The organism is Loktanella sp. SALINAS62 (assembly GCF_018263905.1).
Taxonomy (GTDB): Bacteria; Pseudomonadota; Alphaproteobacteria; order Rhodobacterales; family Rhodobacteraceae; genus Loktanella.
Window position 1 is genome coordinate 23784 of the sequence record NZ_JAAFZU010000028.1, and the last position, 23923, is coordinate 47706.

Here is a 23923-nt window from a genome sequence, read left to right on the forward strand (position 1 = left end):
TCAGCGGGTAAAGGCCTGCACGTTGCCGGCGTCGACGTTGATGATGTTGCCGGTCGATTTCGACGACCGGTCAGAGGCCAGAAAATAGGCCGCTTCCGCGATGTCTTCGGGCAGGACGGACCGTTTCAGCATGGACCGGTTGCGGTACATTTCTTCCAGACCTTCCTTGTCGGTGCCATAGGTGCTGGCGCGCTGGTCCAGCCAGTCGCCTTCCCAGATCTTTGATCCGCGCAGCACGGCATCGGGGTTCACGACATTGACCCGGATCCCTGCTTCTGCGCCTTCCAGTGCCAGACAACGGGCAAGGTGAATTTCCGCCGCTTTAGCAGTGCAATAGGCAGATGCGTTGGGGGATGCGGCCAGCCCGTTCTTGGACGCGACAAAGACGACCGATCCACCAATGCCCTGCACGCGGAACATTTTGAACGCATCGCGGCTGACAAGGAAATAACCTGTCGACAGGATATCCATGTTGCGGTTCCACAACGCGAGCGTTGTTTCCTCGATCGGGGCAGAGGATGCGATACCCGCATTCGACACCAGAATATCAACGCCGCCCAGTTCCACCGCCAATTCGGCATAGGCACGGGCAACGGCGGATTCGTCTGTCACGTTCATGTTGACGGTGCGGACAACATCCCCGCCGTAGCGTTGCGACAGCGCATCTGCGGTTGCAGACAGCGCGCCGTCGTCGATGTCGGCCAGCATCACACAGGCGCCTTCGGACAGGTAGCGGTCCGCCGTTGCGGCACCGATGCCACCCGCACCACCGGTCACAAGCGCTACGCGGCCCGCCAACGATTTGGGGGCTGGCATGCGTTGCAATTTCGCTTCTTCCAACAGCCAGTATTCGATGTCGAAAGCTTCCTGTTCCGGCAGGCCGGTATAGTCGCTGACTGCATCCGCGCCGCGCATCACGTTGATGGCGTTGACGTAGAATTCACTTGATATCCGTGCCGTCGCCTTGTCCTTGGCAAACGTGATCATGCCGACGCCGGGCACCAGATAGACGACCGCGTTGGGGTCGCGCATGGCGGGGCTGTCGTCGCGTTTGCAGCGGTCGTAATATGCCGCGTAATCATCGCGGTAGGCTGCGATCTGGTCCGACAGACCCGCCAGGACGTCATCGGTATTCTGCGCGGCCGGGTCGAAATTCACCACCAGCGGTCTGATTTTTGTGCGCAAAAAATGGTCGGGGCAGGATGTGCCCATCGCGGCCAGCCGTTCCATGTCTTGTGCCTTGACGAATTCCAGCACGGTGTCGCTGTCGTTGAAATGGCCGACCATATGTTGGTTGCCGGACACGAATCCGCGGATCGCGGGCATCAGGCGCGCCGCAACGGTCCGGCGGTCGGCAGGTGACAGGCTGTTGTGGCGTGGTCCACCAAAGGCAGCGGTATCCTTGGTAGTGTCCGTCAGCCATGCGGTCGCCTGATTGATGACCGTGATGGTCATGTCATAGCAATCCTTGGCGGTGTTGCCCCATGTGAACAGCCCGTGACTGCCCAGAATGACACCATCGGCATCAGGGTTCTTGCGACAGAAATCTTCCAGCCACAGGCCCAGTTCGAATCCGGGGCGTTTCCACGGCAGCCAGCCGATCTTGTCGCCGAATATCTGTTGCGTCAGCTGTTCGCCGTTGCTGGCGGCGGCAATCGCGATGATGGCGTCGGCGTGTACGTGATCCACGTGCTTGCGTGGCACATAGGCGTGCAGCGGTGTGTCGATGGATGCGGCGCGCGGGTTCAGGTTGAATGTGCAATGGGGCAGGTAGCCGACCATCTCATCTTCGAATTCCACGCCGCGATACAGGTCTTTAAGCGCGGTCAGCTTGTCCATGTAAAGCGTTGAAAATCCGTCCATCTTGATGGATCCGATGTCGCCGCCGGACCCTTTGACCCACAGCACCTCGACCGTGTCGCCGGTCAGTGGATCGGTTTCCATCACCTTGGCAGAGGTGTTGCCGCCGCCGTAGTTCGTGACCCGCTTGTCCTGACCCAGAATATTGGACCGATACAGCAGCAATTCGGGTTCTGTCATACCTGCGGCAGCGGCGGCATCCCAGCGATTTTCCAGCAGTGTATTGGGCGTATCTTTTGGCATCTGATCCTCCTCATGGGGCAGGGTGCCCACGTTCACGTTGCGCCAATAGGTGCGTCCAGATGCGGCACAAGTCAATCATAAACGCGCAAGTTCAATCATTCTGCGGTGCAGCATGATTGATTGTGATTAGAAATGATTGACAGACCCGATGGATTGGCCCAACCTGATCCACAGGGAGGGCGTCAAATGCATGAAAAAGAACGTCACGGCATCATTCTATCCGCGATTCAGGACCGCCCAGTCGTGACCGTGGCCGACCTGTGCGCCCTGACCGAAGCGTCAGAAGCCACGATCCGCCGTGACATTGCAGCATTGCATTTACAAAAGAAGCTGCGCCGCGTGCGTGGCGGTGCCGAAGCGATGCATCCGGTGCCGTTCGTCGGGCTGGCGGGGCGTCCGTTTGCCATCAACGAAACGCTGCATGCCCCCGAAAAACAAGCGATTGCGCGCGCCGCTGTCGATCTGTGTGCGGATGGTGATTCCATCATCATCAACGGGGGCACCACGACATTCCAGATGGTGCATCCACTGGCGATGCGGCGCTGCCAGATTTTCACCAACTCCTTTCCGATCGCGGAACATCTGCTGAAGCATTCGGAAAACACGATCATGCTGTCGGGGGGCGCGATCTACCGCGAGCAGAACATCATTCTGTCGCCTTTCGATAACGATGTGACCCGCAATTTCTATGCGCGGCGCATGTTCATGGGCGCGCAGGGCATCGGCCCCATCGGTCTGATGGAAGGCGATCCGCTGCTGATCCAGGCCGAGCAAAAGCTGATCAATCAGGCCGACGATCTGGTCGTGCTGGTCGACAGTTCGAAATTCGAAAACCGGTCCAGTCTGGTGCTTTGCCCGCTGGAACGCATCGATATCATCATCACCGATGACAAAATCTCTGACAAGACGGTTGCCATGCTGGAATCCGCCGAAGTCGAAGTGATCGTTGCACAGTCGGGTGCCGGTCAAAAAGAAAACGCGGCCGGGGCATGACGCCGCGACCCGTATTTGTGAAAATGAGGAGGTAATCACATATGAAACGTCGTAACTTTACAGCATTGGTCGCAGGACTTGGCCTGACGGCATCCCTGATGGGCACAAGCGCCATGGCACAGGACAACATGCGCATCGCGCTGGTCGTCAAGGCGCTGGGGATCGGGTTCTTTGAAGCTGCAGCCAAGGGTGCAGAGGAAGCCGCCGCAGAGTTGGGCAATACCGAAATCATCTATACCGGTCCGACCGACACCACCGCCGAAGGCCAGATCGAGGTCATCAACAGCCTGATCGCCCAAGGCGTGGACGCCATCGCAATTTCGGCCAACGACCCCGATGCGGTCGCCCCGGCATTGGAACGCGCGATGCAGCGCGGCATCACCGTTATCAGCTGGGATTCGGGTGTTGCGGAATCCGGTCGCCAGATGCACCTGAATCCGTCGTCCAACGAACTGATCGGCAACATGATCATCAAGCTGGCGGCAGACAACCTGCCCGACGGCGGACAGGTCGCCATCCTGTCGGCGACCACCACATCCACCAACCAGAACATCTGGATCGAAGAGATGCAGAAGGTCATGGGCAACTACCCCGGCATCGAAGTCGTGGCGACTGTTTACGGCGACGACCTTGCCGATAAATCCTACCGCGAAGCGCAAGGCCTGATGCAGTCCTACCCCGATCTGGACGCAATCATCGCGCCCACGTCCGTGGGAATCGTGGCCGCCGCGCAGGCTGTGGCCGATGCGGGCAAGGCGGGTGAAATCAATGTCACCGGTCTGGGCCTGCCGTCTGAAATGGCGGGTGCCATCGAAAGCGGCGCGTCCAAATCCTTTGCCATCTGGAACCCGATCGATCTGGGCTATTCGGCTGTGATGATCGCCCATGCGCTGGCCAGCGGAGAGGCAACGGCGGAACCCGGTGCAGCCATCCCGATGGGCCGCATGGGAGACGTGACACTGGATGACACGACGTCCGGCGCAATGGCTGACCCGTTCATCTACGACAGCACGAACATCGACGAGTTCAAGTCGATCTTCTAAGCGCACAGGCCCCGGCGGCTGACGCCGGGGCCACCACCTTGCAGGATAACTTTGATGCAAATGCAGTCACCCGCCTTGGCGAGCGCCGACGCCGTTCCTGTTCTTGCCCTCGACCGGGTCACGAAATCCTTTCCCGGTGTCACGGCTTTGGATCAGGTGACGCTTGCGTTGTATCCCGGGCAGGTCACGGCACTAGTGGGCGAAAACGGGGCAGGTAAATCCACGCTGGTCAAGATTTTGACCGGCATCTACCAGCCCAGCGACGGCACGATAAAGGTCGACGGCGCGGACATCCGGTTTCCGACCGCACGCGATGCTACGCGGGCAGGGATCACCGCCATTCATCAGGAAACCGTACTGTTCGACGAATTGTCGGTCGCGGAAAACATCTTTCTCGGCCATGCGCCGCGCACGCGGCTGGGTCTGATCGACTGGCGAACGATGAACAGCCGCGCGCAAGACATCCTGACCGGGATCGGCGCACACCTGAACCCCGAAGCAAAACTGCGCGATCTGGGGATCGCCAACAAGCATCTGGTCGCCATCGCCCGCGCGCTTTCGGTCGACGCCCGCGTCGTCATCATGGACGAACCGACCGCCGCCCTGTCGCATACGGAAATCCACGAGCTTTACGAACTGGTTGAAAAGCTGAAGGCGCAGGGCAAGGCCATCCTGTTCATCAGCCACAAGTTCGATGAAATTTTCAGGATCGCGGATCGCTACACCGTGTTTCGTGACGGTCAGTTCATCAGCGAAGGCCATATCCGCGACATCGACGAATCCGATCTGGTCAAGATGATGGTCGGGCGCGATATGGATCAGGTCTTTCCCCCCCGCGACCGAAATCCGGGTGCGCAGGTCATGTCGGTGTCCGGGCTGTGTCACCCAACGGAATTTGACGATATCAGCTTTGATCTGGGGCGTGGTGAAATCCTTGGCTTTTACGGTTTGGTCGGGGCTGGGCGGTCAGAAATCATGCAGGCGCTGTTTGGCATCACGCGGCCATCTGGCGGGACCGTCACAATCGACGGTGCCGCAATCACGATCACGTCCCCCGCCGACGCCATCGCCGCCGGGCTGGTCTATGTCCCCGAAGACCGTGGTCATCAGGGTGCGATCACGCCGTTGCCGATCTTTCAGAACGTCACATTGCCGTCGCTGGGTCGGACCTCTCGCAATGGGTTTTTGCGGCTGGCCGAAGAATTCGATCTGGCGCGCGAATATACCCAGCGGCTGGACCTGCGCGCGGCATCGCTGGACGCGGAACTGGGCACGCTGTCGGGTGGCAACCAGCAAAAGGTCGTCATCGCCAAATGGCTGGCGACACAGCCCAAGATCATCATTCTGGACGAACCGACCAAGGGGATCGACATCGGGTCAAAGGCCGCCGTGCATGCATTTATGGCGGAACTGGCGGCACAGGGGCTGGCGGTCATCATGGTCAGCTCTGAAATCCCCGAAGTGGTGGGCATGTCCGACCGCGTAATCGTCATGCGCGAAGGCCGCATGGTGGCCGAACTGTCGGGCGACGACCTGACCCCCGAAAAACTTGTGCGCCAAGCGGCGGGAATATGAGGACACCATGCTGAAACGCTACCTGACATCGCGCGAAGCGTTGCTATTTGCAGCCATCGTGGCGCTGTGCCTGCTGATCGCCACGCGTTTTGCTGGCTTTGTGGCGCCGTCGAACCTGCTGCGGGTGTTCAACGATACATCGCCGTTGATCCTGCTGGCGATTGGCCAGATGATCGTCATTTTGACGAAATGCATTGACCTGTCGGTCGCGGCGAACCTGGCGTTGTCGGGGATGTGCGTGGCGATGCTGAACCTGGCCTATCCCGATCTGCCGGTCGCGGTCATCGTCATGGTGGCCATCGGCTTGGGTGCGCTGATGGGTATGTTCAACGGCATCCTTGTGTGGAAACTGGCGATCCCGCCCATTGTCGTCACGCTGGGCACGCTGACGATCTATCGCGGCTTTGTGTTTCTGGTCTCGGACGGGTCTTGGGTCAACAGCCACCAGATGTCGCCCGCGTTCAAGGCATTCCCCCGGTCCGAGCTGCTGGGCATCCCGATGATGAGCTGGGTCGCGCTGGCGGCGATTGTGATCTTTACGGTGGTGATGACACGCACGACGCTTGGTCGCGCATTCTATGCGGTGGGCGGCAATCCACACGCCGCGACCTATACCGGGTTGAACGTCGGGCGGACGCAGTTCTGGGCCTTTACCATCAGCGGCGCGCTGGCGGGACTGACCGGCTATCTGTGGGTGTCGCGCTATGCTGTGGCTTACGTCGATATTGCAGGCGGGTTTGAACTGGATGTCGTGGCCGCCTGTGTGATCGGTGGCATTTCGATTGCCGGGGGCATCGGCACTGTCGGCGGGGCCGTACTGGGGGCGCTGTTTCTGGGGATCATCAAGAACGCGCTGCCTGTCGTCGATATCTCGCCGTTCTGGCAAATGGCCATTTCGGGCGCTGCCATCATCATCGCGGTCATCGTCAATTCCCGCACCCGCCGCAACACGGGACGGATCATCCTCAAGTCAGCGGAAAAACCAGCATGAGCCTGTCAGAACACACCACGGGGCGTCACATCCCCGACCGCCTGCGGTCCCCGCTGGAAGCACGGCTGAAAAGCTGGGAAAGCCTGCTGCTGTTGGTCGCAATCGCCATTTTCGTCGCCAACAGCTTTGCCTCGCCCTATTTCCTGAATGCCTGGAACCTGAGCGATGCGACCTTTAATTTTTCCGAAAAGGCGATGATTGCCTTTGCGATGGCGCTGCTGATCATCGCGGGCGAAATCGATCTGTCGGTCGCGGCGATCATAGCACTTGCGTCAACCGCGATGGGGGCCGCCGTGCAGATGGGGGCGGGCACGCCTGTTCTGATCGGTGTGGGGCTGGGCGTCGGTCTTTTGTGCGGTGCGTTCAACGGGCTGCTGGTCACGCGGTTCGGCCTGCCGTCCATCGTCGTGACCATTGGCACCATGAGCCTGTTTCGCGGCATCAGCTATATCGTGCTGGGCGATCAGGCTTTCGGTGGTTACCCGGTGGATTTCACGTATTTCGGACGCGGCTACGTGTTCTGGGTGATCTCGTTCGAACTGGTCCTGTTCGCACTCATCGCCGTGATCTATGGGATTGTGCTGCACAAAACCAACTTTGGCCGCGCGATTTATGCCATTGGCAACAATCCGACGGGTGCGCTGTTTTCCGGCATCCGCGTGGCGCGGGTAAAGTTCATTCTGTTTTTGCTGACCGGGCTGATGTCGGGCGTTGCCGCGATTTGTCTGACATCGCGCCTGGGATCGACGCGACCGTCCATCGCGTTCGGATGGGAGCTGGAGATCGTGACGATGGTCGTGCTGGGCGGCGTCAATATTCTGGGCGGATCGGGCACCATTCCCGGCGTCGTGATCGCCGCGGTGGTGATGGGACTGGTGACATTCGGGCTGGGTCTGCTGAACGTGCCGGGTATCGTCATGTCCATCGTCATCGGGGCGCTGCTGATCGGGGTCATCGCCCTGCCGCGCCTGTGGGCCATGCGGAGGGGCTGATGGAAAAGCATGCGTTCAAAATGTATCTGAACCCCGGCTGTCAGGATGAATACAAGCGCCGCCACGACGCGATCTGGCCGGAACTTGTGACCTTGCTGAAAGATGCGGGTGTCACGGATTATTCCATCCATCTGGACCCTGAAACCGACACCCTGTTCGGGGTGCTGTGGCGGACCGATCATCACGGCATGGTAGACCTGCCGCAGACCAAGCTGATGCAAAAGTGGTGGGCGCATATGGCAGATATCATGCGGACAGACGCAAACAACGTCCCGGTCTCTGTTACGCTGATCCCGATGTTTCACATGCCATGAGCCATGTCGCGGTGATCGATATCGGCAAGACCAACGCAAAGCTGGCATTGGTCGATACTGCGACGCTGACCGAAGTCGCGGTCGTCACCCGGCCCAATCGCGTTCTGGCGGGGCCGCCATGGCCGCACTTTGATGTGGATGGCCATTGGAGCTTTCTTTTGGATGCGCTGGCAGGGTTTCAGGCCAGCCACGGAATCGACGCGATTTCTGTGACGACGCACGGTGCTTGTGTGGCCCTGCTGGATGCAGATGGCGATCTGGCCGCACCGGTGCTGGATTACGAACACGACGGCCCGCAGGGGGTGGCGGCGGACTATGATGCGTTGCGTCCGCCGTTCAGCGAAACCGGATCGCCGCGGCTTGCGAATGGACTGAACGTCGGTGCACAGCTGCACTGGCAATTCGCGCAGGATTCGGGTTTGCGTGACCGCACCCATGCCATCGTGACCTATCCGCAATTCTGGGGCGCACGGCTGACCGGACAACTGGCAACTGATGTGACCTCTTTGGGGTGCCATACCGATCTGTGGAATCCGGGGCAGGGTGCTTTGTCGGCGCTGGTCGATACATTGGGGATCCGGGACAAGATTGCGGCACCGCGACCGCCTGCCGCTGTTCTGGGGCCAATCCTGCCGCAGATCGCGGCGCGCACGGGGCTGGCCCCGGACACGCCGGTCCATTGCGGTATCCACGATTCCAACGCGTCGCTGCTGCCGCATCTTTTGCGCCACGACCCGCCCTTTAGCGTGGTGTCAACAGGCACGTGGGTCATTGTGCTGGGGGTTGGCGGTGCTGATGTGGCGCTGGACCCCGCAGATGATACGCTGATCAACGTCGACGCCTTTGGCGCGCCGGTGCGGTCCGCGCGGTTCATGGGGGGGCGCGAGCATGATGTTGCCACCGGTGGACCCTATCCCATCCCGACAGAGGCCGAATTGGCAGACGTTCTTGACCGTCAGGTCATGCTGACCCCGGCGGTGATGCCAGAAACAGGACCGTTTCAAGGGCAGACGGCTGGCTGGATCGGTGCGGAACCCGCCGTTGGCAGCGGCCAGCGCGGGGCGGCGGTGGCGTTCTATCTGGCGTTGGTCACCGCGCGGTGTCTGACGCTGATCGGGCATCGCGGGTCGATCGTTGTAGAGGGTCCGTTTTCACAAAATGCAGCATACCGCCGGATGCTGTCGCATGTGACGGGTTGTCCCACCATCGCCACCGGGGGGGCCACAGGGACGTCACAGGGCGCAGCTTTGCTTGCTGCAGGCTTGAAAAGACAGGCGCAATCCGGGGTGGTGGCGGATCATCTGCCGCCGTTGCCTGACGGGGCCGATGCCTATATCCAACGCTGGCGGAATGCGGCAGGGTTGCAGTCCGAAACAGGGGCATAGAACCGATGCGATTGACCGACTGCCACAACTTTCACGATTTCCGCACGCTCGCGCGCAAGCGGCTGCCAAGCCCGATTTACAATTACATCGACGGCGCCGCCGACGACGAAACCACCAAGGCGCGCAATACAGCAGCCTTTGACGACGTCGATCTGGTGCCCAATGTGCTGCGCGGTGTCCAGGATGTGGACCTGTCGGTCACGGTGATGGGGCAAAAACTGGATCTGCCGGTCTATTGTTCACCCACGGCATTGCAGCGGCTGTTTCACCATGATGGCGAACGCGCTGTCGCCGCCGCCGCCGAAAAGTTCGGCACCATGTTCGGTGTGTCATCACTGGGCACCGTCAGCATCGAAGAGCTGCGTCGCAAACATAAAACGCCGCAGGTCTACCAATTCTATTTCCACCGTGACCGCGCCCTGAACCGCGCCATGATGGACCGTGCCAAGGCGGCTGGCGTCGAGGTGATGATGTTGACTGTCGACAGTATCACCGGTGGCAACCGCGAACGTGACAAACGCACCGGATTTTCGATCCCGTTTCGGCTGAACGCGCGCGGGATCGCGCAATTCGTGCTGAAACCGGCATGGGGGCTGAACTATGTCACCCATGAAAAATTTGCCTTGCCGCAGTTGGATGAACACGTCGACATGGGCGGCGGGACCGCATCAATCGGCCAGTATTTCACCGAAATGCTGGACCCCACAATGAATTGGGACGATGTGGCAGAGATGGTGCAGCAATGGGGCGGGCCGTTCTGCCTAAAGGGTGTGATGGCCCCCGAAGACGCATTGCGCGCCGCCGATATCGGATGCAGCGCGGTGATCCTGTCAAATCATGGCGGGCGGCAGTTGGATGGATCGGTGTCTGCGTTCGATCAACTGGCAGAGGTGGTGCAGGCCGCAGGCGACCGAATCGAGGTGCTGATGGATGGCGGCGTCACGCGCGGCACCCATGTGCTGAAAGCCCTGTCGCTGGGTGCAAAGGCCGTGGGGCTGGGGCGCTATTACCTGTTGCCGCTGGCCGCCGCCGGACAGCCCGGTGTGGAACGTGCATTGGGTCTGATGAAGGACGAGTTGACGCGCAACATGCGCCTGATGGGCCGGGCGCGCGTCGCTGATCTGTCGCCTGACAATCTGCGGATGCGTTAACGCAACGGCTGCACCGATGCGGTTTCGACGTATGTCATCGGGCTGATCGCCCGCGTGATGTGCAGGGCATTGTCGGCATCGTAAACCAGACCAAGGATCGCCTTGGCCATGTCTTCGCCCAGCGCATCAAGGTCCATGTCAAAGCAACTGATCGGGGGGGCCAGATGGCGCAACAGCGGGCTTTGCCGAAACCCGATGACCGATACATCCGCGCCGGGCTGCACCCCAGCGCCTAGCAACCCGCCGCAAAATCCGCTGATCATGGGTTCGGAACACATCAGGATCGCGGTTGGCCGGTCAGCTTGATCCAGCAGGCGGGCGGCAACCTGTGCGCCACCGGCTTCGGTGAAATCATCCACGAACAACAGATCATCCGACGGACTTAATCCTTCGGCTTGCATCTGCTGGCGCCAGCTTTCCAGATACAGCGCGGACAGGTTTGCCTGCCCCTTTGGTATGCCGATGGCGATGCGCCTGTGCCCTAGTTCGGCTAGCCGTGCTACCGATTGGCGTGCGGCACCTTCGAAATCCAGATCCATCCACGCATAATTGCCCGGCGTGCGGGACCGCCCCAGCGTGATGAATGGCAGATGCGATGCTTCCAGCATGGCGATCCGTGGGTCTTGTTCCAGCGTCGCGGTCAGCACAAGCCCGTCAATGGACCCGCGCTGCAAGGTGCGTTGCAAAAACGCCAGCGGGTCCATCGCGGCGTGGCAGGGCAGCAGGATCAGATCGACGCCGCGTTCCAGCATTGCGCGCTGCATCGCATCGGTGACCGCCATAAAGAAATTGTTGTCGCCCTTGGCCGCTGCGGGGCCGGTGCCAATGACCATCCCGATGGTGTTGGTCAGCCCCTTACGCAGATTGCGGCCCGCAGCGTTGGCCACATAACCCGTTTCCTGCGCCATTTTCAGCACCCGGTCACGGGTTTCAGGGTTCACGCCGGGTTTGCCGTTCAGCGCGCGCGACACCGTGCCAATCGAAATATTCAAAGAGTCAGCCAGCGCCCTGATTCCCGTCATCGCGCCTGTTCCGTCTTTTGCAATGTGCCAAACCCTTTGAATCGTTTCGTAAATGTAAACGTTTACGAAACCTGTTGACAAGGTCCGCGCGCCAAGCCTAGCGTTGTAAACGTTTACGGTGATACGTCGGTGAGGGAGACTGCGGCGCATCTTGGAGGAATATCAGTATGTTAAGTGCCGTTATGGTAGGGTGCGGAGCTATGTCGCAAGGCTGGCTTCGGGCGTTGAATGACACGCCGGAACTGGCCGAAAATGTCCAGATTTCGGGCTTTGTCGATCTGGACCCCGCGCTGGCGCGCAGCCGTGCCGATGCGTCGGGCTGGGCAAATGCGGCGGCGGGTAGCGATCTGGATGCGATGCTGACCGACCTGCGCCCGGATCTGGTGTTCGACGTTGTCGTGCCGCCGGCGCGGTTGACCGTGGTGGAAACCGCGTTGCGGCATGGCTGTCACGTGCTGTCGGAAAAACCGATGGCCGAAACACTGGATCAGGCACAGCGCCTGATCGGGCTGGCTGCCGATGCGGACCGCATTCATGCGGTTGTTCAGAACCGTCGCTGGCTGTCGGGCATCCGGCGGGTGCGCGACCTGTTGGCGTCCGGCGTTCTGGGCGATCTGACGGCGATCCATTGCGATTTCTTCATCGGCGCGCATTTCGGCGGTTTCCGTGACCATATGGAACACGTCCTGTTGCTGGACATGGCGATCCATACGTTTGATGCCGCGCGCTTTTTGACCGGGCAGGATGCCACGGCGGTCTACTGCCGCGAAACCAATCCGGCGGGGTCGTGGTATGCCCACGGTGCGGCAGCCGATGCGCTATTCGACATGACAGGCGGCGTTGCGATGACCTATCGCGGTAGCTGGGCTGCCGAAGGCGCCGATACCGCATGGGAAGCAAGCTGGCGGATCATCGGCACCAAGGGCACGCTGATCTGGGACGGAAACGACGGTTTTACCGCACAGGTCGTTGACGGCGACACGGGTTTTCTGCGCCCGCTTCGCGCTGTGGACGTGCCGCCCCTGACCGCACCGCTGAACACGGGCCACGCGGGTGTGATCGCCGATTTCGTCGCGGCGGTGCGCAATGGCACGACACCGCTGACCCCCGGTACCGACAATATCAAAAGCCTCGCCATGGTGATTGCCGCGATTGAAAGCGCGCAGACCGGGCGGCGCGTGACACTTCCCGCACTTTGAAAGGTACGACATGACTGACGCTTTGAAACAGATCCGCATCGGCACGATGATCCAGGCGACCGAAGGCCGCGCTGCGGACCGTATCGGGGAAATCGCGGACATGGGGTTCGAAAGCTTTGAGCCGTTTTTCTGGCAGACGACCAAGGGTCAGGACCTGGCCGAACTGGGCAAACGCTGCCGCGACGCGATCGGGGACCGTGACATCACCATGTCGACGCTGGGCATGTTCGGCAATCCGCTGGAAGACAAGGAAATGGACCGCGAAACCCTGCAGGGTTGGAAAGACTGCATCGACAACGCGCACCATTTCGGTGCGACCTGCATTGCAGGATTTACCGGTCGTGTCCGGGGCAAGCCACTGACAGACAGCCTGCCACGCTACCGCGAGGTCTGGTCCGAACTGGCAAAGCGCGCCGCCGACAAGGGTGTCAGGATCGCGTTTGAAAACTGCGCGATGGATGGCAACTGGCAAACCGGCGACTGGAACATCGCCCACAACCCCGACGCGTGGGAGCTGATGTTCAACGAAACGCCAGACGATAATCTGGGGATCGAATGGGAACCCTGCCACCAGATGGTTTACCTGATCGATCCGCTGCCGCAGATCCGCAAATGGGCTGACAAGATTTTTCACGTCCACGGCAAGGATGCAACGATCCGGTGGGAAGTGATCCGCGAGCACGGCATTTTTGGCCGCGAACCGTTTGTCTGGATGCGCACCCCCGGTTTCGGTGACAGCAACTGGACCGACGTAATCAGCGAACTGCGGCTGGCAGGTTATACCGGGTCCATCGACATCGAAGGCTGGCACGATCCCGTCTACCGCGACGATCTGGAAATGACCGGTCAGGTCGCGGCCCTGAACCATCTCAAACACGCCCGCGGCGGCATGTCCCATGTCCCCGCCACCGGCGCCTACGAGGGCGGCGATCCGTCCTTGGCCAAAACCGCCTGAGGAGAGGCGGCACTGCAACCAACCATGTGGAGGAGAAAACGCATGACTATCAGAACCATTCTGGCCGGAACGACTGCGCTGATCGCGGGGCCAGCCTTTGCGCAGGAACAAGTGGAACTTGACCTGTGGACGATCGATGATCCGGGCGAATATCACTATGTCATGGCCGAAGAATACATGGCCGCGAACCCGAACGTGACCATCAACCTGCGCACGGTGCAGTTTCAGGACATGGTCAACGATCTGGCCCGGTCCATCGCGACAGGTGACGCGCCCGACATTACCTATATCGACAATCCCGAAGTGGCGTTGTTCGCCTCGCGCGGGATGCTGATGGACCTGTCACCCTATATCGCGGAATCCGATGTCGTGAACGTTGACGACATTTTTCCCGGTCCGCTGGCGTCGGTCACATACGAAGACGGGATTTACGGTCTGCCGCGTGGCGCCAACACGATCGCGCTGTATTACAACGCGGACCTGTTCCGCGCAGCCGGGCTGGACCCCGACGCACCGCCGACCACATGGGACGCGTTGTATGAAACAGCGCAGACGCTGACCAATCCGGACGAAAACATTTATGGCATCGCGTTTTCGGCGAAAAATTCTGAAGAGGGCACGTTCCAGTTTTTGCCATGGGTGCAGATGACCGGCGGCAATTTCGACAACATCGCCACGGATGGCGCAGAACGCGCGCTGAACCTTTGGAAACAGATGATCGATGAACGTCTGGCATCGCCTGACACGCTGATCCGCAGCCAGTGGGACAGCACCGGCACCTTCAACGCCGGGTCCGCCGCGATGGTCATCTCTGGTCCATGGGAAATTCCCCGGATGAGCCAGGACGCCGATTTTGATTGGCGCGTGGCCTTGCTGCCCGTCCCGGAAGAAGGCGCCGAACGCGCGTCGGCACTGGGCGAAGGCGACAACGTGATCCTTGCCAATACCGACCAGCCCGACGCGGCCTTTGCGTTTCTGGAATTTTTGTATGGTGACATGGACCGGGTCTGGAATGATTTCGGCTATCTGCCCGCCAGCAACGTAGAGGTCGTGGACCCCAAATACCCCGAAGCCTATGCGGTGTTCGAAGAGTCCATGAAATACGCGCGCACCCGTGGCCCGTCGCCGGAATGGCCCCGCATCAGCGGTGCGATCCAAACGGCGATCCAGTCCGCACTGACAGGCCAGCAGACGCCAGCCGATGCGCTGGCCGAAGCGCAGGACACGATTTCGGACGTGGTCAACTAAACCCGCCGAAACCATGGGCCGCCGGATTCCCCTCCCGGTTGCGGGCGGCCCATTTTCCCTTACCGCAGCAGTCAGGATCAGCCCCATGCCTGCCACTTCATCTTCTTTCCGTGACGGACGCGGGTTCGACCGCATGCTGGTCTGGATCACGCTGACGTTCCTGATCGTCTTTTCGGCGTTCCCGCTGGCCTACAACATCCTGATGTCGTTCCAGTCCGTCGATCTGTTCACGCTGGCGTCGTTCGACCGGCCCTTTGTCGGGCTGGACAACTACAAAGAGGTGCTGACCAACAGCGCGACGGATATCATCGTAAAGAACACCATCGTCTTTGTCCTGCTGTCAGTGGCCGCGCAACTGGTGATCGGGTTTGGTCTGGCGCTGTTCTTCCAACAGCGCTTTCCGGGTGCCACGTGGTTGCGCGGCCTGTTTCTGGCGGGCTGGATCCTGCCCGGTCTTGTCGTCGGCGCGGTCTGGAGCTGGATTCTCGCAGGTGATTTTGGCGTGCTGAACTGGGTGTTGCAGACCCTTGGGCTGACGGATGATAAAATCTTCTGGCTGTCGGACCCGACCAATTCGCTTTATTCGGTCATCATCGCCAACGTCTGGATCGGTGTCCCGTTCAACATGATCTTGTTGTCCGTGGGCCTGTCCGCCATTCCCGACGATGTTTACGAAGCGGCAGAACTGGACGGGGCAGGCCGCGTCTGGCGGTTCCTGACGATCACCCTGCCACTGATGCGCGCCCAGCTTGGGGCTGTCATTTCGCTGGGGATCATTTTCACACTGCAGCAATTCGATCTGTTCGCGGCGCTGACGCAAGGCGGCCCATCGAACGGGTCCAACGTGATGCAATACTGGTCGTGGGAACTGTCATTTCAGGATTACCGCATCGGGCAGGGGTCCGCCGTGTCTGTGCTGATGATCATTGTCGTGATCGGTGTTGCCGCCATCTACGTCCGCTCAACGAGGCACGAACATGCTGCGTGATGAAAGACTGTCCCAATACGCCCTGTTGATCGTCGCACTGGCACTGGTCGCGGCCTATCTGTTCCCGGTCTACTGGATGTATGTCACCGCCTTGAAGACGGGCAACGAAATCACCGCCTGGCCACCGACATTCTGGCCTGCGAACCCGGATTTTGCCGCAGCCGAAGTCTGGCAGCGGATGCAGATGGCCACATATCTGAAAAATTCGGCCATCATCGCCGTGGGCGTCACGGTCATCGTCGTCGTGCTGGGCACAGGATGCGGCTATGCGCTGGCGCGTGTCCGGTCACGCTGGATGGATGTGGTCCTGTTTTCCATCCTGATGATGCAGGTTTTGCCATCGTCGTTGATGATCACGCCGATCTTTGTGGCGTTCAGTCAGGTCGGCCTGCTGGATTATCCGCGGTCCGCCGTGATTTTGGCACAGGCAGCCAAGGTCTTGCCGTTCTATGTCGTGCTGACGCGCGCCACATTCGTGCAGGTTCCCAAAGAGCTGGAAGAAGCCGCATTGGTGGATGGCAACACCCGGATCGGCGCATTCCTGTCGATCAATGTGCCGTTGGCGCGCAATGGCATTCTGGTCGCCGCCTTGCTGATCTTTCTGCAAAGCCTGGGCGAATATGTTTATTCGCGCAGTCTGATACAGAACCGTGCGCTGCAACCCGCAACCGTCGGTCTGCAAAGCTTTATGGGGCCCAACACCTCTGACTGGCAGGGGGTGATGACCTATGCGGCCATCTACGTGACACCCATCATTCTTTTCTTTGTCCTGCTGCAACGCCAGATCGTCAGCGGCCTTACGTCAGGAGCGCTCAAATGACCGCGCAAATCGAAATTGAAAATATCGACAAACATTATGGGGCGTATCACGCGTTGAAAAACGTCGATGTGCGTATCCCGCAGGGGCAATTTGTGGCGCTGGTCGGTCCATCGGGATGTGGAAAGTCAACTTTGCTGCGCACCATTGCGGGGCTGGAAACGATCACATCCGGCAAGATCCGCATCGCGGGCAAGGACGTGTCCGCCGCACCGCCTCGTGCGCGCGATCTGGCGATGGTGTTCCAGTCCTACGCGCTTTATCCGCACAAGACCGTCGCAGGGAACATGATGTATGCGCTGCGTCTGAAGGGGATGACTCGCAAGCAAGCCCGCGCCCGCGCCGAAGAAATCGCGCAGATCACCGGGCTGGATGGCCTGATGGACCGCTATCCGCGTGAATTGTCCGGTGGGCAACGCCAGCGCGTCGCCATGGGGCGGGCCATTGTGCGTGAACCGCAGGCGTTTTTGTTCGATGAACCGCTATCGAACCTTGATGCCGCTTTGCGCGTCCACATGCGTGCCGAAATCCGCAAGCTGCACGACCGGATCGGCGCGACATCCGTTTATGTGACCCATGACCAGATCGAGGCGATGACGATGGCTGACCATGTGGTCGTCATGCGCGCTGGCGTGATCGAACAGCAGGGCGCGCCGCTGGACCTGTATGACCATCCGGTCAATCGCTTTGTGGCGGGGTTCATCGGGTCGCCCGCAATGAATTTCATCCCCGGCCAGATCGCGGCCGACGGGCGGCATGTTGTGCTTGATCTGCCGGGCGCGCCCCGGCTTACCTTTGACGGTCGCCGCCCCGCAGATGAACCCGTGACCGTCGGTTTGCGACCCGAGCATCTGGTGCCGGGGGCGGGCGACAACATGCTGACATTGCCGGTAGCCGTCGTCGAACGCACCGGATCATCCAGCTACGTCCTAAGCGATACCACGCCGCCCGTGATGATCGCCGCATCCGACCGTCTGCAAGGTGTGGAAAGGGGCGATATTCAGGTCACGATCAAGCCGTCGCTGGTGCATCTGTTTTCGCAGACAGACGATCTTGCATTGTCCGCCCGCTAAGATTCGGCGCCTGTTTCAGACGAAAACGTCGGGCAAACCATCGTTTGCCCGGCGTTTTCGTGTTGTTTTGGTTAAATCCGCGTCCAGACCGCGTCTTTTTGCGATGACGCGACACAGGCGCGGATGAACGCCATGCCTTCCATGCCGGCGGCGATGCCGGGCAGTTTGCCCATGACCGCGTCGCGTGACTGCCCGTCCTGTACTGCGCGGATTGCGGCGGCGGCTTCGGTATAGATGTTGGCAAAGCCTTCCAGATAGCCTTCGGGATGGCCGCCGGGAATACGGCTGACGGCGGTCGATGCTTCTGTCGCGCCGGCCCCGTTGCGGGTCAGTTTGCGTGTGGCTTCACCGTGGGGGGTGAACCACAGGTAATTTGGATCCTCTTGCGCCCATTCCAGCGCGCCTTTTTCACCGAAGACACGCAATTTCAGCGCATTTTCGCATCCCGGTGCTACCTGACTGCACCACAGCATGCCGCGCGCACCGCCCTGATAACGCAACATGATATGCGCGTTGTCATCCAACTGACGCCCGGCACCGAAACTGTGCAGGTCGGCGGCCAGCGATTCACCCGTCAGGCCCGTGACAAAGGACGCAAGGTTATACGCATGGGTGCCGATGTCCCCGATGGCCCCGCCTGCGCCAGAGCGTGCGGGATCGGTGCGCCATTCGGCCTGCTTTACGCCTTCGACTTCGACGGCGTCGGTCATCCAGTCCTGCGGATATTCTACCTGCACGACGCGGATATTGCCGATGTCGCCCTGTGCAATCATCGCCTGCGCCTGACGCACCATCGGATAACCGGTGTAATTGTGGGTCAGGATGAATAGCGCGTCCGATGCTGAGACTGCCTGTTCCATCGCCTGTGCGTCGTCAAACGTCGCTGTCAGCGGCTTGTCACAGATCACGTGGATACCGCGCGACAGGAACGCCTTGGCTGCGGGAAAATGCACGTGGTTCGGTGTGACGATGCTGACCGCCTGAATGCCGTCCTCTCGGGCGGCTTCGGCCTGTGCCATTTCGTCAAAGCTGCCATAGGACCGATCGGGATCCAGCCCCAGCGCCTTGGCGCTGGCGGCTGCCTTTTCCGGGGTCGAGGATAAAGCCCCGGCGACCAGTTCGTAGTGGCCGTCGATGCGCGACGCGATCCGGTGAACCCCGCCGATGAATGCGTCGTTGCCGCCGCCCACCATGCCCAGTCTGATGCGTGTCATATCAATCGATCCCCAGCAGTTTCTTGTTGGTCGCCTCGTCGATATCACCACCTGCAAAATCGTCAAATGCATGCGGCGTCACGCGGATGATGTGATCCTTGACGAATTGCGCACCTTCGCGCGCACCGTCTTCGGGATGTTTGAGCGCGCATTCCCATTCCACGACGGCCCAGCCGTCGAAATCATTGGCGGCCATCTTTGAAAAGATCGCGCCGAAATCGACCTGACCGTCGCCCAGACTGCGAAACCGTCCAGCCCGGTCGACCCACGGCTGATAGCCGCCATAAACACCTTGGCGACCGGTCGGGTTGAATTCCGCGTCCTTGACGTGGAACATTTTGATCCGGTCTTTGTAGATGTCGATGTTGTCAAGGTAATCAAGGCATTGCAGCACGTAGTGTGACGGATCATACAGCATGTTGCAGCGCGCGTGACCGCCCAGCTTATCCAGAAACATTTCGAACGTGACGCCGTCGTGCAGGTCTTCCATCGGGTGGATTTCGTAGCAGACATCGACGCCGCAATCTTCGGCGTGATCCAGAATCGGGCGCCAGCGACGGGCCAATTCTTCGAACCCGGTGTCGACCATGCCCTGCGGCCGCTGTGGAAACGGATAGATGAAAGGCCAGCAAAGCCCACCGGAAAACGTTGCATGTTGCCCGATGCCCAGATTTTTGGTTGCGGTCAGCGCCTTTTTCACCTGACCGATGGCCCATTCGGTCCGTTCCTTTGTCTTGCCTTGCACCTGTGCGGGCGCAAAGCCGTCGACCCATGCGTCATAGGCGGGATGCACGGCGACCAGCTGACCCAGAATATGCGATGACAGGTCCGTCACCTCGATCCCGTTATCGCGGGCCTGACCCGTCCATTCGTCGCAATAGGTCTGCGATGTCGCAAGCTTGTCCAGATCAACGATCCGGGCGTCCCAGACCGGCACCTGCACGCCCTTGTAACCGCAATCGGCCGCCCATTTTGTAATACCGTCCCAGCTGTCGAACGGTGCGTCGTCGCCGATGAATTGCGCCAGGAACAGGCCCGGCCCTTTGATGGTCTTCATGGTATCCTCCCAGTGCCGTATCAGACGTAGCGGTTGACGATGTTTTCCAGCTTTTCCTGCCGCCCCGACTTGGGCTGCGGGTTCAGATCATCGGCTTCTGCACGCTCTGCGATGCTGGCCAGATCGCTTTTCAGCATCTGCTGTGCCGCATCATTGGTCCATCCCGCATACCGTTCGCGCCGCGGTTGTTCGAGCGCGTCATCCGCTAGCATCTTTGCCGCGGCTTCGAACCCGCGTGCGCAGACGTCCATTGCACCCGCATGACCCGCGATCAGATCGTCGGCGTCCAGCGACTGGCGACGCAGTTTCGCATCAAAGTTGGTGCCGCCTTGCGTCAACCCACCGCCTTTCAGAATTTCGTAATAGGCCAGTGCGACTTCTGGCACGTTGTTGGGGAACTGGTCGGTGTCCCAGCCGGATTGATAATCGTTGCGGTTCATATCGATGGACCCGAAAATACCCAACGTCTGCGCCAGCGCGATTTCGTGTTCAAAGCTGTGACCGGCCAGAATGGCATGGCCCTGTTCGATGTTCACCCGCACTTCGTTTTCAAGACCGAACCGCTTGAGGAACCCATAAACTGTGGCGACGTCATAATCATACTGATGCTTTGACGGTTCCTGCGGTTTCGGTTCGATCAGAATCTGACCCTTGAACCCGATCTTGTGCTTGTATTCGACCACCATCGACAAAAAGCGGCCCATATGGTCCAGTTCTTGGCCCAAGTCGGTATTCAGCAGTGTTTCATAACCTTCACGGCCGCCCCACAGGACATAGTTTTCGCCATTCAGGCGATGGGTGACGTCCATACAGGCGCGCACCGTCGACGCACACCATGCAAACACATCCGGGTCGGGGTTGGTCGCAGCGCCCGACATGAAACGCCGATGCGTGAACAGATTGGCCGTGCCCCACAGCAGGCCGACACCGGTGTCTTCCATCTTGTGTTCGAACACATCCGCGATTTCGTTCAGACGCCGGTGGTTTTCGGTCAGGCTGTCGCCTTCGGGGCGCACGTCGTGGTCGTGAAAACAGAAATAGGGCGCGCCCAGAACCTGAAACATATCGAACGCATTGTCGGCGCGCTGTTTCGCCAGTTCCATGCTGTCCGCGGGAAACCACGGACGGTCGAACGTGCCGCCACCGAACGGGTCGGACCCGTCCCAGACAAAGCTGTGCCAATATGCGACCGCGAACCGCAGATGATCCTTTAGCGGTTTGCCCATCACGATGCGGTCGGCATCGTAGTGACGGAATGCCAGCCCGTCGGATTCGGGGTCAAAGCGCAGCGGAGCGATATCTGAAAAATAGCCGGTCATGACCAAACCTGCGCAGTGGGGGTGAAACGGTTCATTCGGTGTCCTCCTACGGTGCGACTCCCTCCTCGGGGTCGCTTTTGACAAACGTATGTCAAAATATTTCGGCTTGAAAGGGGTCTTTGCAAAATCGGCGGTTCAGGGCGTGTCAGGGCAGGTTGTCGGGCAGGAATATCTCGATTCCGACACCGTTTTCATCCTTATTCAGCGGCTTTCCACTGGCCAACGCGATCAATGTGCGGATCGCAGATCTTGCGACGCGGGCCGGGTCTTGTCGGATGACCGCGTCAATGCGGCCAGACAACAGCCACTGCCGCGAATGCGTTGTCAATTCATGCATGATCGTCACCGGCGAACTGTCGAGCTTCTCAAGCGCTGTGACGACGCCCCGGTTGCCTGCGCCAAGGCTGTAAACGGCGACAACGTCCGGTGTATCTTGCAGGGTAGTGGTCAGCTTTTGCTCTGCCACTGCGGCATCATCCAGCGCCTCGATCGGGGGCAGGGCGGTCAGGTGGGGGAATTCCTGCCCCATGACCTGCTGAAATCCAAGGTAGCGTTCCGCATGATCCTGCAACACCATCGACCCGGCCACGACTGCGATCTTGCCGGTTTTGTCGCCGCAAAACCGCCCGATAAGCCGTGCCGCCGTGCGCCCCGCCCAGATATTATTGATCCCCACAAAATGCGCGCGCAGATCTGCTGGCAGGTCGGACACCAGCGTGACGATTGGCACGCCTTGACCGCGCAAACCGCGCACAGCATCGCGAACGGCAGGTGAATCGGCCGCGACCAATGCGACGCCGTCAAAGCCATCCGCTTGCACGGCGTCCAACGCGCCGCGCACCGCGTCGCTGTCAAAGGGCGGAAGTGTGCGAACCTCTACCTCGACGCCATCAGTGTTGATCTGGCTGGCATAGTCGCGCACGTCGGCTTCAAGCAGCCGCATAAAGCTGTTGGCCCCGCCGGGCAGCAACACAAGAAACCGAAAGCCGCGCCCGCGTGACAGGTTCGCCGCTGCGATATTGCGGACATAGCCCAGCGCCCGCACGGCGTTTTCGACACGTTCGCGGGTTTCCGGCCGCACCGCATGCCGTCCATTCAACACACGGTCCACCGTCGACAGGCTGACCTGTGCAACGCGGGCGACGTCGTGAACAGTGGATCGGGTCATGCCACGCCTTTTTCTGACAGACGTGTTTCATGCCATATGACCGCACGGACACGCAAGCCACAACCAAAGCACCGTTCCACAATGACGCCTGTTCAGGCCGCAGGATCGCAGAAGATGTCGTAAAGCCGCGCCATCAGGTTGCGCATCTGCGGGTCTGAAATGGTATAGTAAATGGTCTGCGCATCACGCCGGGTGGATACCACGCCCGCCGCCCGCAGCCTTGCCAGATGTTGGCTCAGCGACGATTGCCCGATCCCAAGATTGGCTTGCATCGCACCGACCGATGCCTCTCCTTTTGCCAGAACACACAGGATCATCAATCGTTTGGGGTTCGACAGCAGGTCCAGATAGCCGGACACGACATCCGCACGTTCACGCAATGCCTCTAGCGGATCGGCCAATTCGAGCGGGGCAATGTCAGGCATTTTTTTATATCTCACTTGTCTAATATGCATTGCTCTAATATGTCGGGGTCAGGCCGTCAACGCACAACAGGACCGATCGCGATGCTGCAAGACGTTACAACATCTTTTACACCTTGGGCGTCGCTGATCGGCGGCGTTCTGATCGGGCTGTCGGCCGTACTTGTCATGGGATTATTCGGGCGCATCGCTGGGATTGCCGGAATAACGACGGGTGGGCTTAGCCCGGCAGACCCGACCCGGATGACCGCGCAAGACTGGCCATGGCGGCTAGCGTTTCTGGTCGGATTGATCGCGTCACCGCTGGTTGTGATTGCCACGGGCACCGACATCCCGCACAGCGTGCCATCAAACCTGTGGGGTATGACGCTGGCGGGGCTGGCTGTCGGGGTGGGCACGGCGCTTGGTTCCGGGTGCACCTCTGGTCACGGGGTGTGCGGATTGGCGCGCCTGTCCGGTCGTTCGGCTGCGGCGGTCGCCACGTTCATTGTGGCGGCGGGTCTGACAGTTTTTGTGCTGCGGCATGTGTGGATTTGATGATGCGTATTATCCTTGGTTTGGTAAGCGGGTTGATCTTTGGTGTGGGGCTGGTGGTGTCCGGCATGTCTGACCCTGCAAAGGTGCTGAATTTCCTGGATGTCTTTGGGGCATGGGACCCGTCACTGGCGTTTGTGATGGGTGGGGCGAGTGTCACGGCATTTATCGGCTACCGGCTTGTCTGGCGTCGTGGCGCGCCCGTGGTCATGGACAGTTTTGATCTACCAACCGCCGACCGCATCGATGCGCCACTGCTGACCGGCGCCGCTGTGTTCGGGATCGGCTGGGGGATTGGCGGGTTCTGCCCCGGTCCCGCATGGACGGCACTGCCATTGGCACAGCCCGGCACACTGGTCT

23 protein-coding genes are annotated in these 23923 nt (G+C 60.1%); 16 read left to right on the top strand and 7 right to left on the bottom strand.

What is annotated here, in order from left to right; genetic code table 11:
- Nucleotides 1–2103, bottom strand: coding sequence for a bifunctional rhamnulose-1-phosphate aldolase/short-chain dehydrogenase (locus GZH79_RS10270; protein WP_211643699.1), 2103 nt, complete (start codon nt 2101–2103; stop codon nt 1–3).
- A gap of 186 nt (nt 2104–2289) precedes the next feature.
- On the opposite strand from GZH79_RS10270, the gene GZH79_RS10275 reads away from it, so the two are divergent.
- From GZH79_RS10275 to GZH79_RS10310, 8 genes are read left to right on the top strand one after another with little or no spacing between them, the layout of a single operon-like run.
- Nucleotides 2290–3096, top strand: coding sequence for a DeoR/GlpR family DNA-binding transcription regulator (locus GZH79_RS10275; protein ID WP_211643700.1), 807 nt, complete (start codon nt 2290–2292; stop codon nt 3094–3096).
- Nucleotides 3097–3137: 41 nt separating this feature from the next.
- A complete protein-coding gene (gene rhaS, locus GZH79_RS10280; protein ID WP_211643701.1) occupies nt 3138–4139 on the top strand; it encodes a rhamnose ABC transporter substrate-binding protein in 1002 nt (333 codons plus the stop codon).
- Between the two features lie 54 nt (nt 4140–4193).
- Nucleotides 4194–5714: a sugar ABC transporter ATP-binding protein gene (locus GZH79_RS10285; protein WP_211643702.1), complete on the top strand. Its 1521-nt coding sequence runs from the start codon at nt 4194–4196 to the stop codon at nt 5712–5714.
- A 7-nt stretch (nt 5715–5721) separates the two neighbouring features.
- On the top strand, nt 5722–6705 hold the full coding sequence (locus GZH79_RS10290; RefSeq protein ID WP_211643703.1) for an ABC transporter permease: 984 nt from the start codon (nt 5722–5724) through the stop codon (nt 6703–6705).
- Nucleotides 6702–7697: an ABC transporter permease gene (locus GZH79_RS10295; protein ID WP_211643704.1), complete on the top strand. Its 996-nt coding sequence runs from the start codon at nt 6702–6704 to the stop codon at nt 7695–7697. Before GZH79_RS10290 ends, GZH79_RS10295 begins: the two co-directional genes overlap by 4 nt.
- Nucleotides 7697–8011, top strand: coding sequence for an L-rhamnose mutarotase (rhaM, locus tag GZH79_RS10300; protein ID WP_211643705.1), 315 nt, complete (start codon nt 7697–7699; stop codon nt 8009–8011). The genes GZH79_RS10295 and rhaM overlap by 1 nt, the downstream gene beginning before the upstream one ends.
- Complete coding sequence (locus tag GZH79_RS10305) at nt 8008–9396, top strand: FGGY-family carbohydrate kinase (RefSeq protein ID WP_211643706.1); 1389 nt, start codon at nt 8008–8010, stop codon at nt 9394–9396. The genes rhaM and GZH79_RS10305 overlap by 4 nt, the downstream gene beginning before the upstream one ends.
- A 5-nt stretch (nt 9397–9401) precedes the next feature.
- Entirely contained in the window at nt 9402–10547 is a 1146-nt protein-coding gene (locus GZH79_RS10310) for an alpha-hydroxy acid oxidase (protein ID WP_211643707.1), read from the top strand.
- Here the strand turns inward: GZH79_RS10310 and GZH79_RS10315 are convergent.
- Nucleotides 10544–11569 (bottom strand): substrate-binding domain-containing protein, encoded by a 1026-nt coding sequence (locus GZH79_RS10315; protein ID WP_211643708.1) that lies wholly within the window; start codon nt 11567–11569, stop codon nt 10544–10546. The two genes, GZH79_RS10310 and GZH79_RS10315, sit on opposite strands and share 4 nt — an antisense overlap.
- 182 nt (nt 11570–11751) lie before the next feature.
- Between GZH79_RS10315 and GZH79_RS10320 the strand changes: the two genes are divergently transcribed.
- The 6 genes from GZH79_RS10320 to ugpC all read left to right on the top strand — a co-directional run bounded on the left by GZH79_RS10320 (nt 11752) and on the right by ugpC (nt 17849).
- Nucleotides 11752–12768 carry a Gfo/Idh/MocA family oxidoreductase gene (locus GZH79_RS10320; protein ID WP_283094800.1) on the top strand — a complete coding sequence of 339 codons (1017 nt, stop codon included), beginning with the start codon at nt 11752–11754 and terminating at the stop codon, nt 12766–12768.
- 10 nt (nt 12769–12778) lie between these two features.
- Nucleotides 12779–13723 (top strand): sugar phosphate isomerase/epimerase, encoded by a 945-nt coding sequence (locus GZH79_RS10325; RefSeq protein WP_211643710.1) that lies wholly within the window; start codon nt 12779–12781, stop codon nt 13721–13723.
- Nucleotides 13724–13765: 42 nt separating this feature from the next.
- Nucleotides 13766–14971, top strand: a complete 1206-nt coding sequence (locus GZH79_RS10330; protein WP_211643711.1) for a sugar ABC transporter substrate-binding protein — start codon at nt 13766–13768, stop codon at nt 14969–14971.
- Nucleotides 14972–15056: 85 nt separating this feature from the next.
- Nucleotides 15057–15959, top strand: a complete 903-nt coding sequence (locus GZH79_RS10335) for a sugar ABC transporter permease (RefSeq protein WP_211643712.1) — start codon at nt 15057–15059, stop codon at nt 15957–15959.
- Nucleotides 15949–16779, top strand: coding sequence for a carbohydrate ABC transporter permease (locus tag GZH79_RS10340; RefSeq protein WP_211643713.1), 831 nt, complete (start codon nt 15949–15951; stop codon nt 16777–16779). Before GZH79_RS10335 ends, GZH79_RS10340 begins: the two co-directional genes overlap by 11 nt.
- Nucleotides 16776–17849, top strand: a complete 1074-nt coding sequence (gene ugpC / locus GZH79_RS10345; RefSeq protein WP_211643714.1) for a sn-glycerol-3-phosphate ABC transporter ATP-binding protein UgpC — start codon at nt 16776–16778, stop codon at nt 17847–17849. Before GZH79_RS10340 ends, ugpC begins: the two co-directional genes overlap by 4 nt.
- A gap of 71 nt (nt 17850–17920) precedes the next feature.
- Here the strand turns inward: ugpC and GZH79_RS10350 are convergent, their stop codons facing one another.
- The 5 genes from GZH79_RS10350 to GZH79_RS10370 form a co-directional block, all read right to left on the bottom strand.
- Nucleotides 17921–19063 (bottom strand): Gfo/Idh/MocA family oxidoreductase, encoded by a 1143-nt coding sequence (locus tag GZH79_RS10350; RefSeq protein WP_211643715.1) that lies wholly within the window; start codon nt 19061–19063, stop codon nt 17921–17923.
- 1 nt (nt 19064) lies between these two features.
- Nucleotides 19065–20120, bottom strand: a complete 1056-nt coding sequence (locus tag GZH79_RS10355) for a sugar phosphate isomerase/epimerase (RefSeq protein ID WP_211643716.1) — start codon at nt 20118–20120, stop codon at nt 19065–19067.
- 20 nt (nt 20121–20140) lie between these two features.
- Complete coding sequence (gene xylA / locus GZH79_RS10360; RefSeq protein ID WP_211643717.1) at nt 20141–21439, bottom strand: xylose isomerase; 1299 nt, start codon at nt 21437–21439, stop codon at nt 20141–20143.
- 145 nt (nt 21440–21584) lie between these two features.
- Entirely contained in the window at nt 21585–22607 is a 1023-nt protein-coding gene (locus GZH79_RS10365) for a LacI family DNA-binding transcriptional regulator (protein ID WP_211643718.1), read from the bottom strand.
- Nucleotides 22608–22699: 92 nt separating this feature from the next.
- A complete protein-coding gene (locus GZH79_RS10370; protein WP_249219104.1) occupies nt 22700–23032 on the bottom strand; it encodes a metalloregulator ArsR/SmtB family transcription factor in 333 nt (110 codons plus the stop codon).
- Nucleotides 23033–23113: 81 nt separating this feature from the next.
- Between GZH79_RS10370 and GZH79_RS10375 the strand changes: the two genes are divergently transcribed.
- Nucleotides 23114–23566 (top strand): YeeE/YedE family protein, encoded by a 453-nt coding sequence (locus GZH79_RS10375; protein WP_211643719.1) that lies wholly within the window; start codon nt 23114–23116, stop codon nt 23564–23566.
- A 2-nt stretch (nt 23567–23568) separates the two neighbouring features.
- The coding region (locus tag GZH79_RS10380; RefSeq protein ID WP_249219105.1) for a DUF6691 family protein at nt 23569–23923 on the top strand (355 nt) is incomplete at its 3' end.

Bases quoted from the DNA above. Each gene is read 5' to 3' on its own strand.
- GZH79_RS10270 (WP_211643699.1), bottom strand. From the start codon at position 2,103: ATGCCAAAAGATACGCCCAATACACTGCTGGAAAATCGCTGGGATGCC.
- GZH79_RS10275 (WP_211643700.1), top strand. From the start codon at position 2,290: ATGCATGAAAAAGAACGTCACGGCATCATTCTATCCGCGATTCAGGAC.
- rhaS (WP_211643701.1), top strand. From the start codon at position 3,138: ATGAAACGTCGTAACTTTACAGCATTGGTCGCAGGACTTGGCCTGACG.
- GZH79_RS10285 (WP_211643702.1), top strand. From the start codon at position 4,194: ATGCAAATGCAGTCACCCGCCTTGGCGAGCGCCGACGCCGTTCCTGTT.
- GZH79_RS10290 (WP_211643703.1), top strand. From the start codon at position 5,722: ATGCTGAAACGCTACCTGACATCGCGCGAAGCGTTGCTATTTGCAGCC.
- GZH79_RS10295 (WP_211643704.1), top strand. From the start codon at position 6,702: ATGAGCCTGTCAGAACACACCACGGGGCGTCACATCCCCGACCGCCTG.
- rhaM (WP_211643705.1), top strand. From the start codon at position 7,697: ATGGAAAAGCATGCGTTCAAAATGTATCTGAACCCCGGCTGTCAGGAT.
- GZH79_RS10305 (WP_211643706.1), top strand. From the start codon at position 8,008: ATGAGCCATGTCGCGGTGATCGATATCGGCAAGACCAACGCAAAGCTG.
- GZH79_RS10310 (WP_211643707.1), top strand. From the start codon at position 9,402: ATGCGATTGACCGACTGCCACAACTTTCACGATTTCCGCACGCTCGCG.
- GZH79_RS10315 (WP_211643708.1), bottom strand. From the start codon at position 11,569: ATGACGGGAATCAGGGCGCTGGCTGACTCTTTGAATATTTCGATTGGC.
- GZH79_RS10320 (WP_283094800.1), top strand. From the start codon at position 11,752: ATGGTAGGGTGCGGAGCTATGTCGCAAGGCTGGCTTCGGGCGTTGAAT.
- GZH79_RS10325 (WP_211643710.1), top strand. From the start codon at position 12,779: ATGACTGACGCTTTGAAACAGATCCGCATCGGCACGATGATCCAGGCG.
- GZH79_RS10330 (WP_211643711.1), top strand. From the start codon at position 13,766: ATGACTATCAGAACCATTCTGGCCGGAACGACTGCGCTGATCGCGGGG.
- GZH79_RS10335 (WP_211643712.1), top strand. From the start codon at position 15,057: ATGCCTGCCACTTCATCTTCTTTCCGTGACGGACGCGGGTTCGACCGC.
- GZH79_RS10340 (WP_211643713.1), top strand. From the start codon at position 15,949: ATGCTGCGTGATGAAAGACTGTCCCAATACGCCCTGTTGATCGTCGCA.
- ugpC (WP_211643714.1), top strand. From the start codon at position 16,776: ATGACCGCGCAAATCGAAATTGAAAATATCGACAAACATTATGGGGCG.
- GZH79_RS10350 (WP_211643715.1), bottom strand. From the start codon at position 19,063: ATGACACGCATCAGACTGGGCATGGTGGGCGGCGGCAACGACGCATTC.
- GZH79_RS10355 (WP_211643716.1), bottom strand. From the start codon at position 20,120: ATGAAGACCATCAAAGGGCCGGGCCTGTTCCTGGCGCAATTCATCGGC.
- xylA (WP_211643717.1), bottom strand. From the start codon at position 21,439: ATGACCGGCTATTTTTCAGATATCGCTCCGCTGCGCTTTGACCCCGAA.
- GZH79_RS10365 (WP_211643718.1), bottom strand. From the start codon at position 22,607: ATGACCCGATCCACTGTTCACGACGTCGCCCGCGTTGCACAGGTCAGC.
- GZH79_RS10370 (WP_249219104.1), bottom strand. From the start codon at position 23,032: ATGCCTGACATTGCCCCGCTCGAATTGGCCGATCCGCTAGAGGCATTG.
- GZH79_RS10375 (WP_211643719.1), top strand. From the start codon at position 23,114: ATGCTGCAAGACGTTACAACATCTTTTACACCTTGGGCGTCGCTGATC.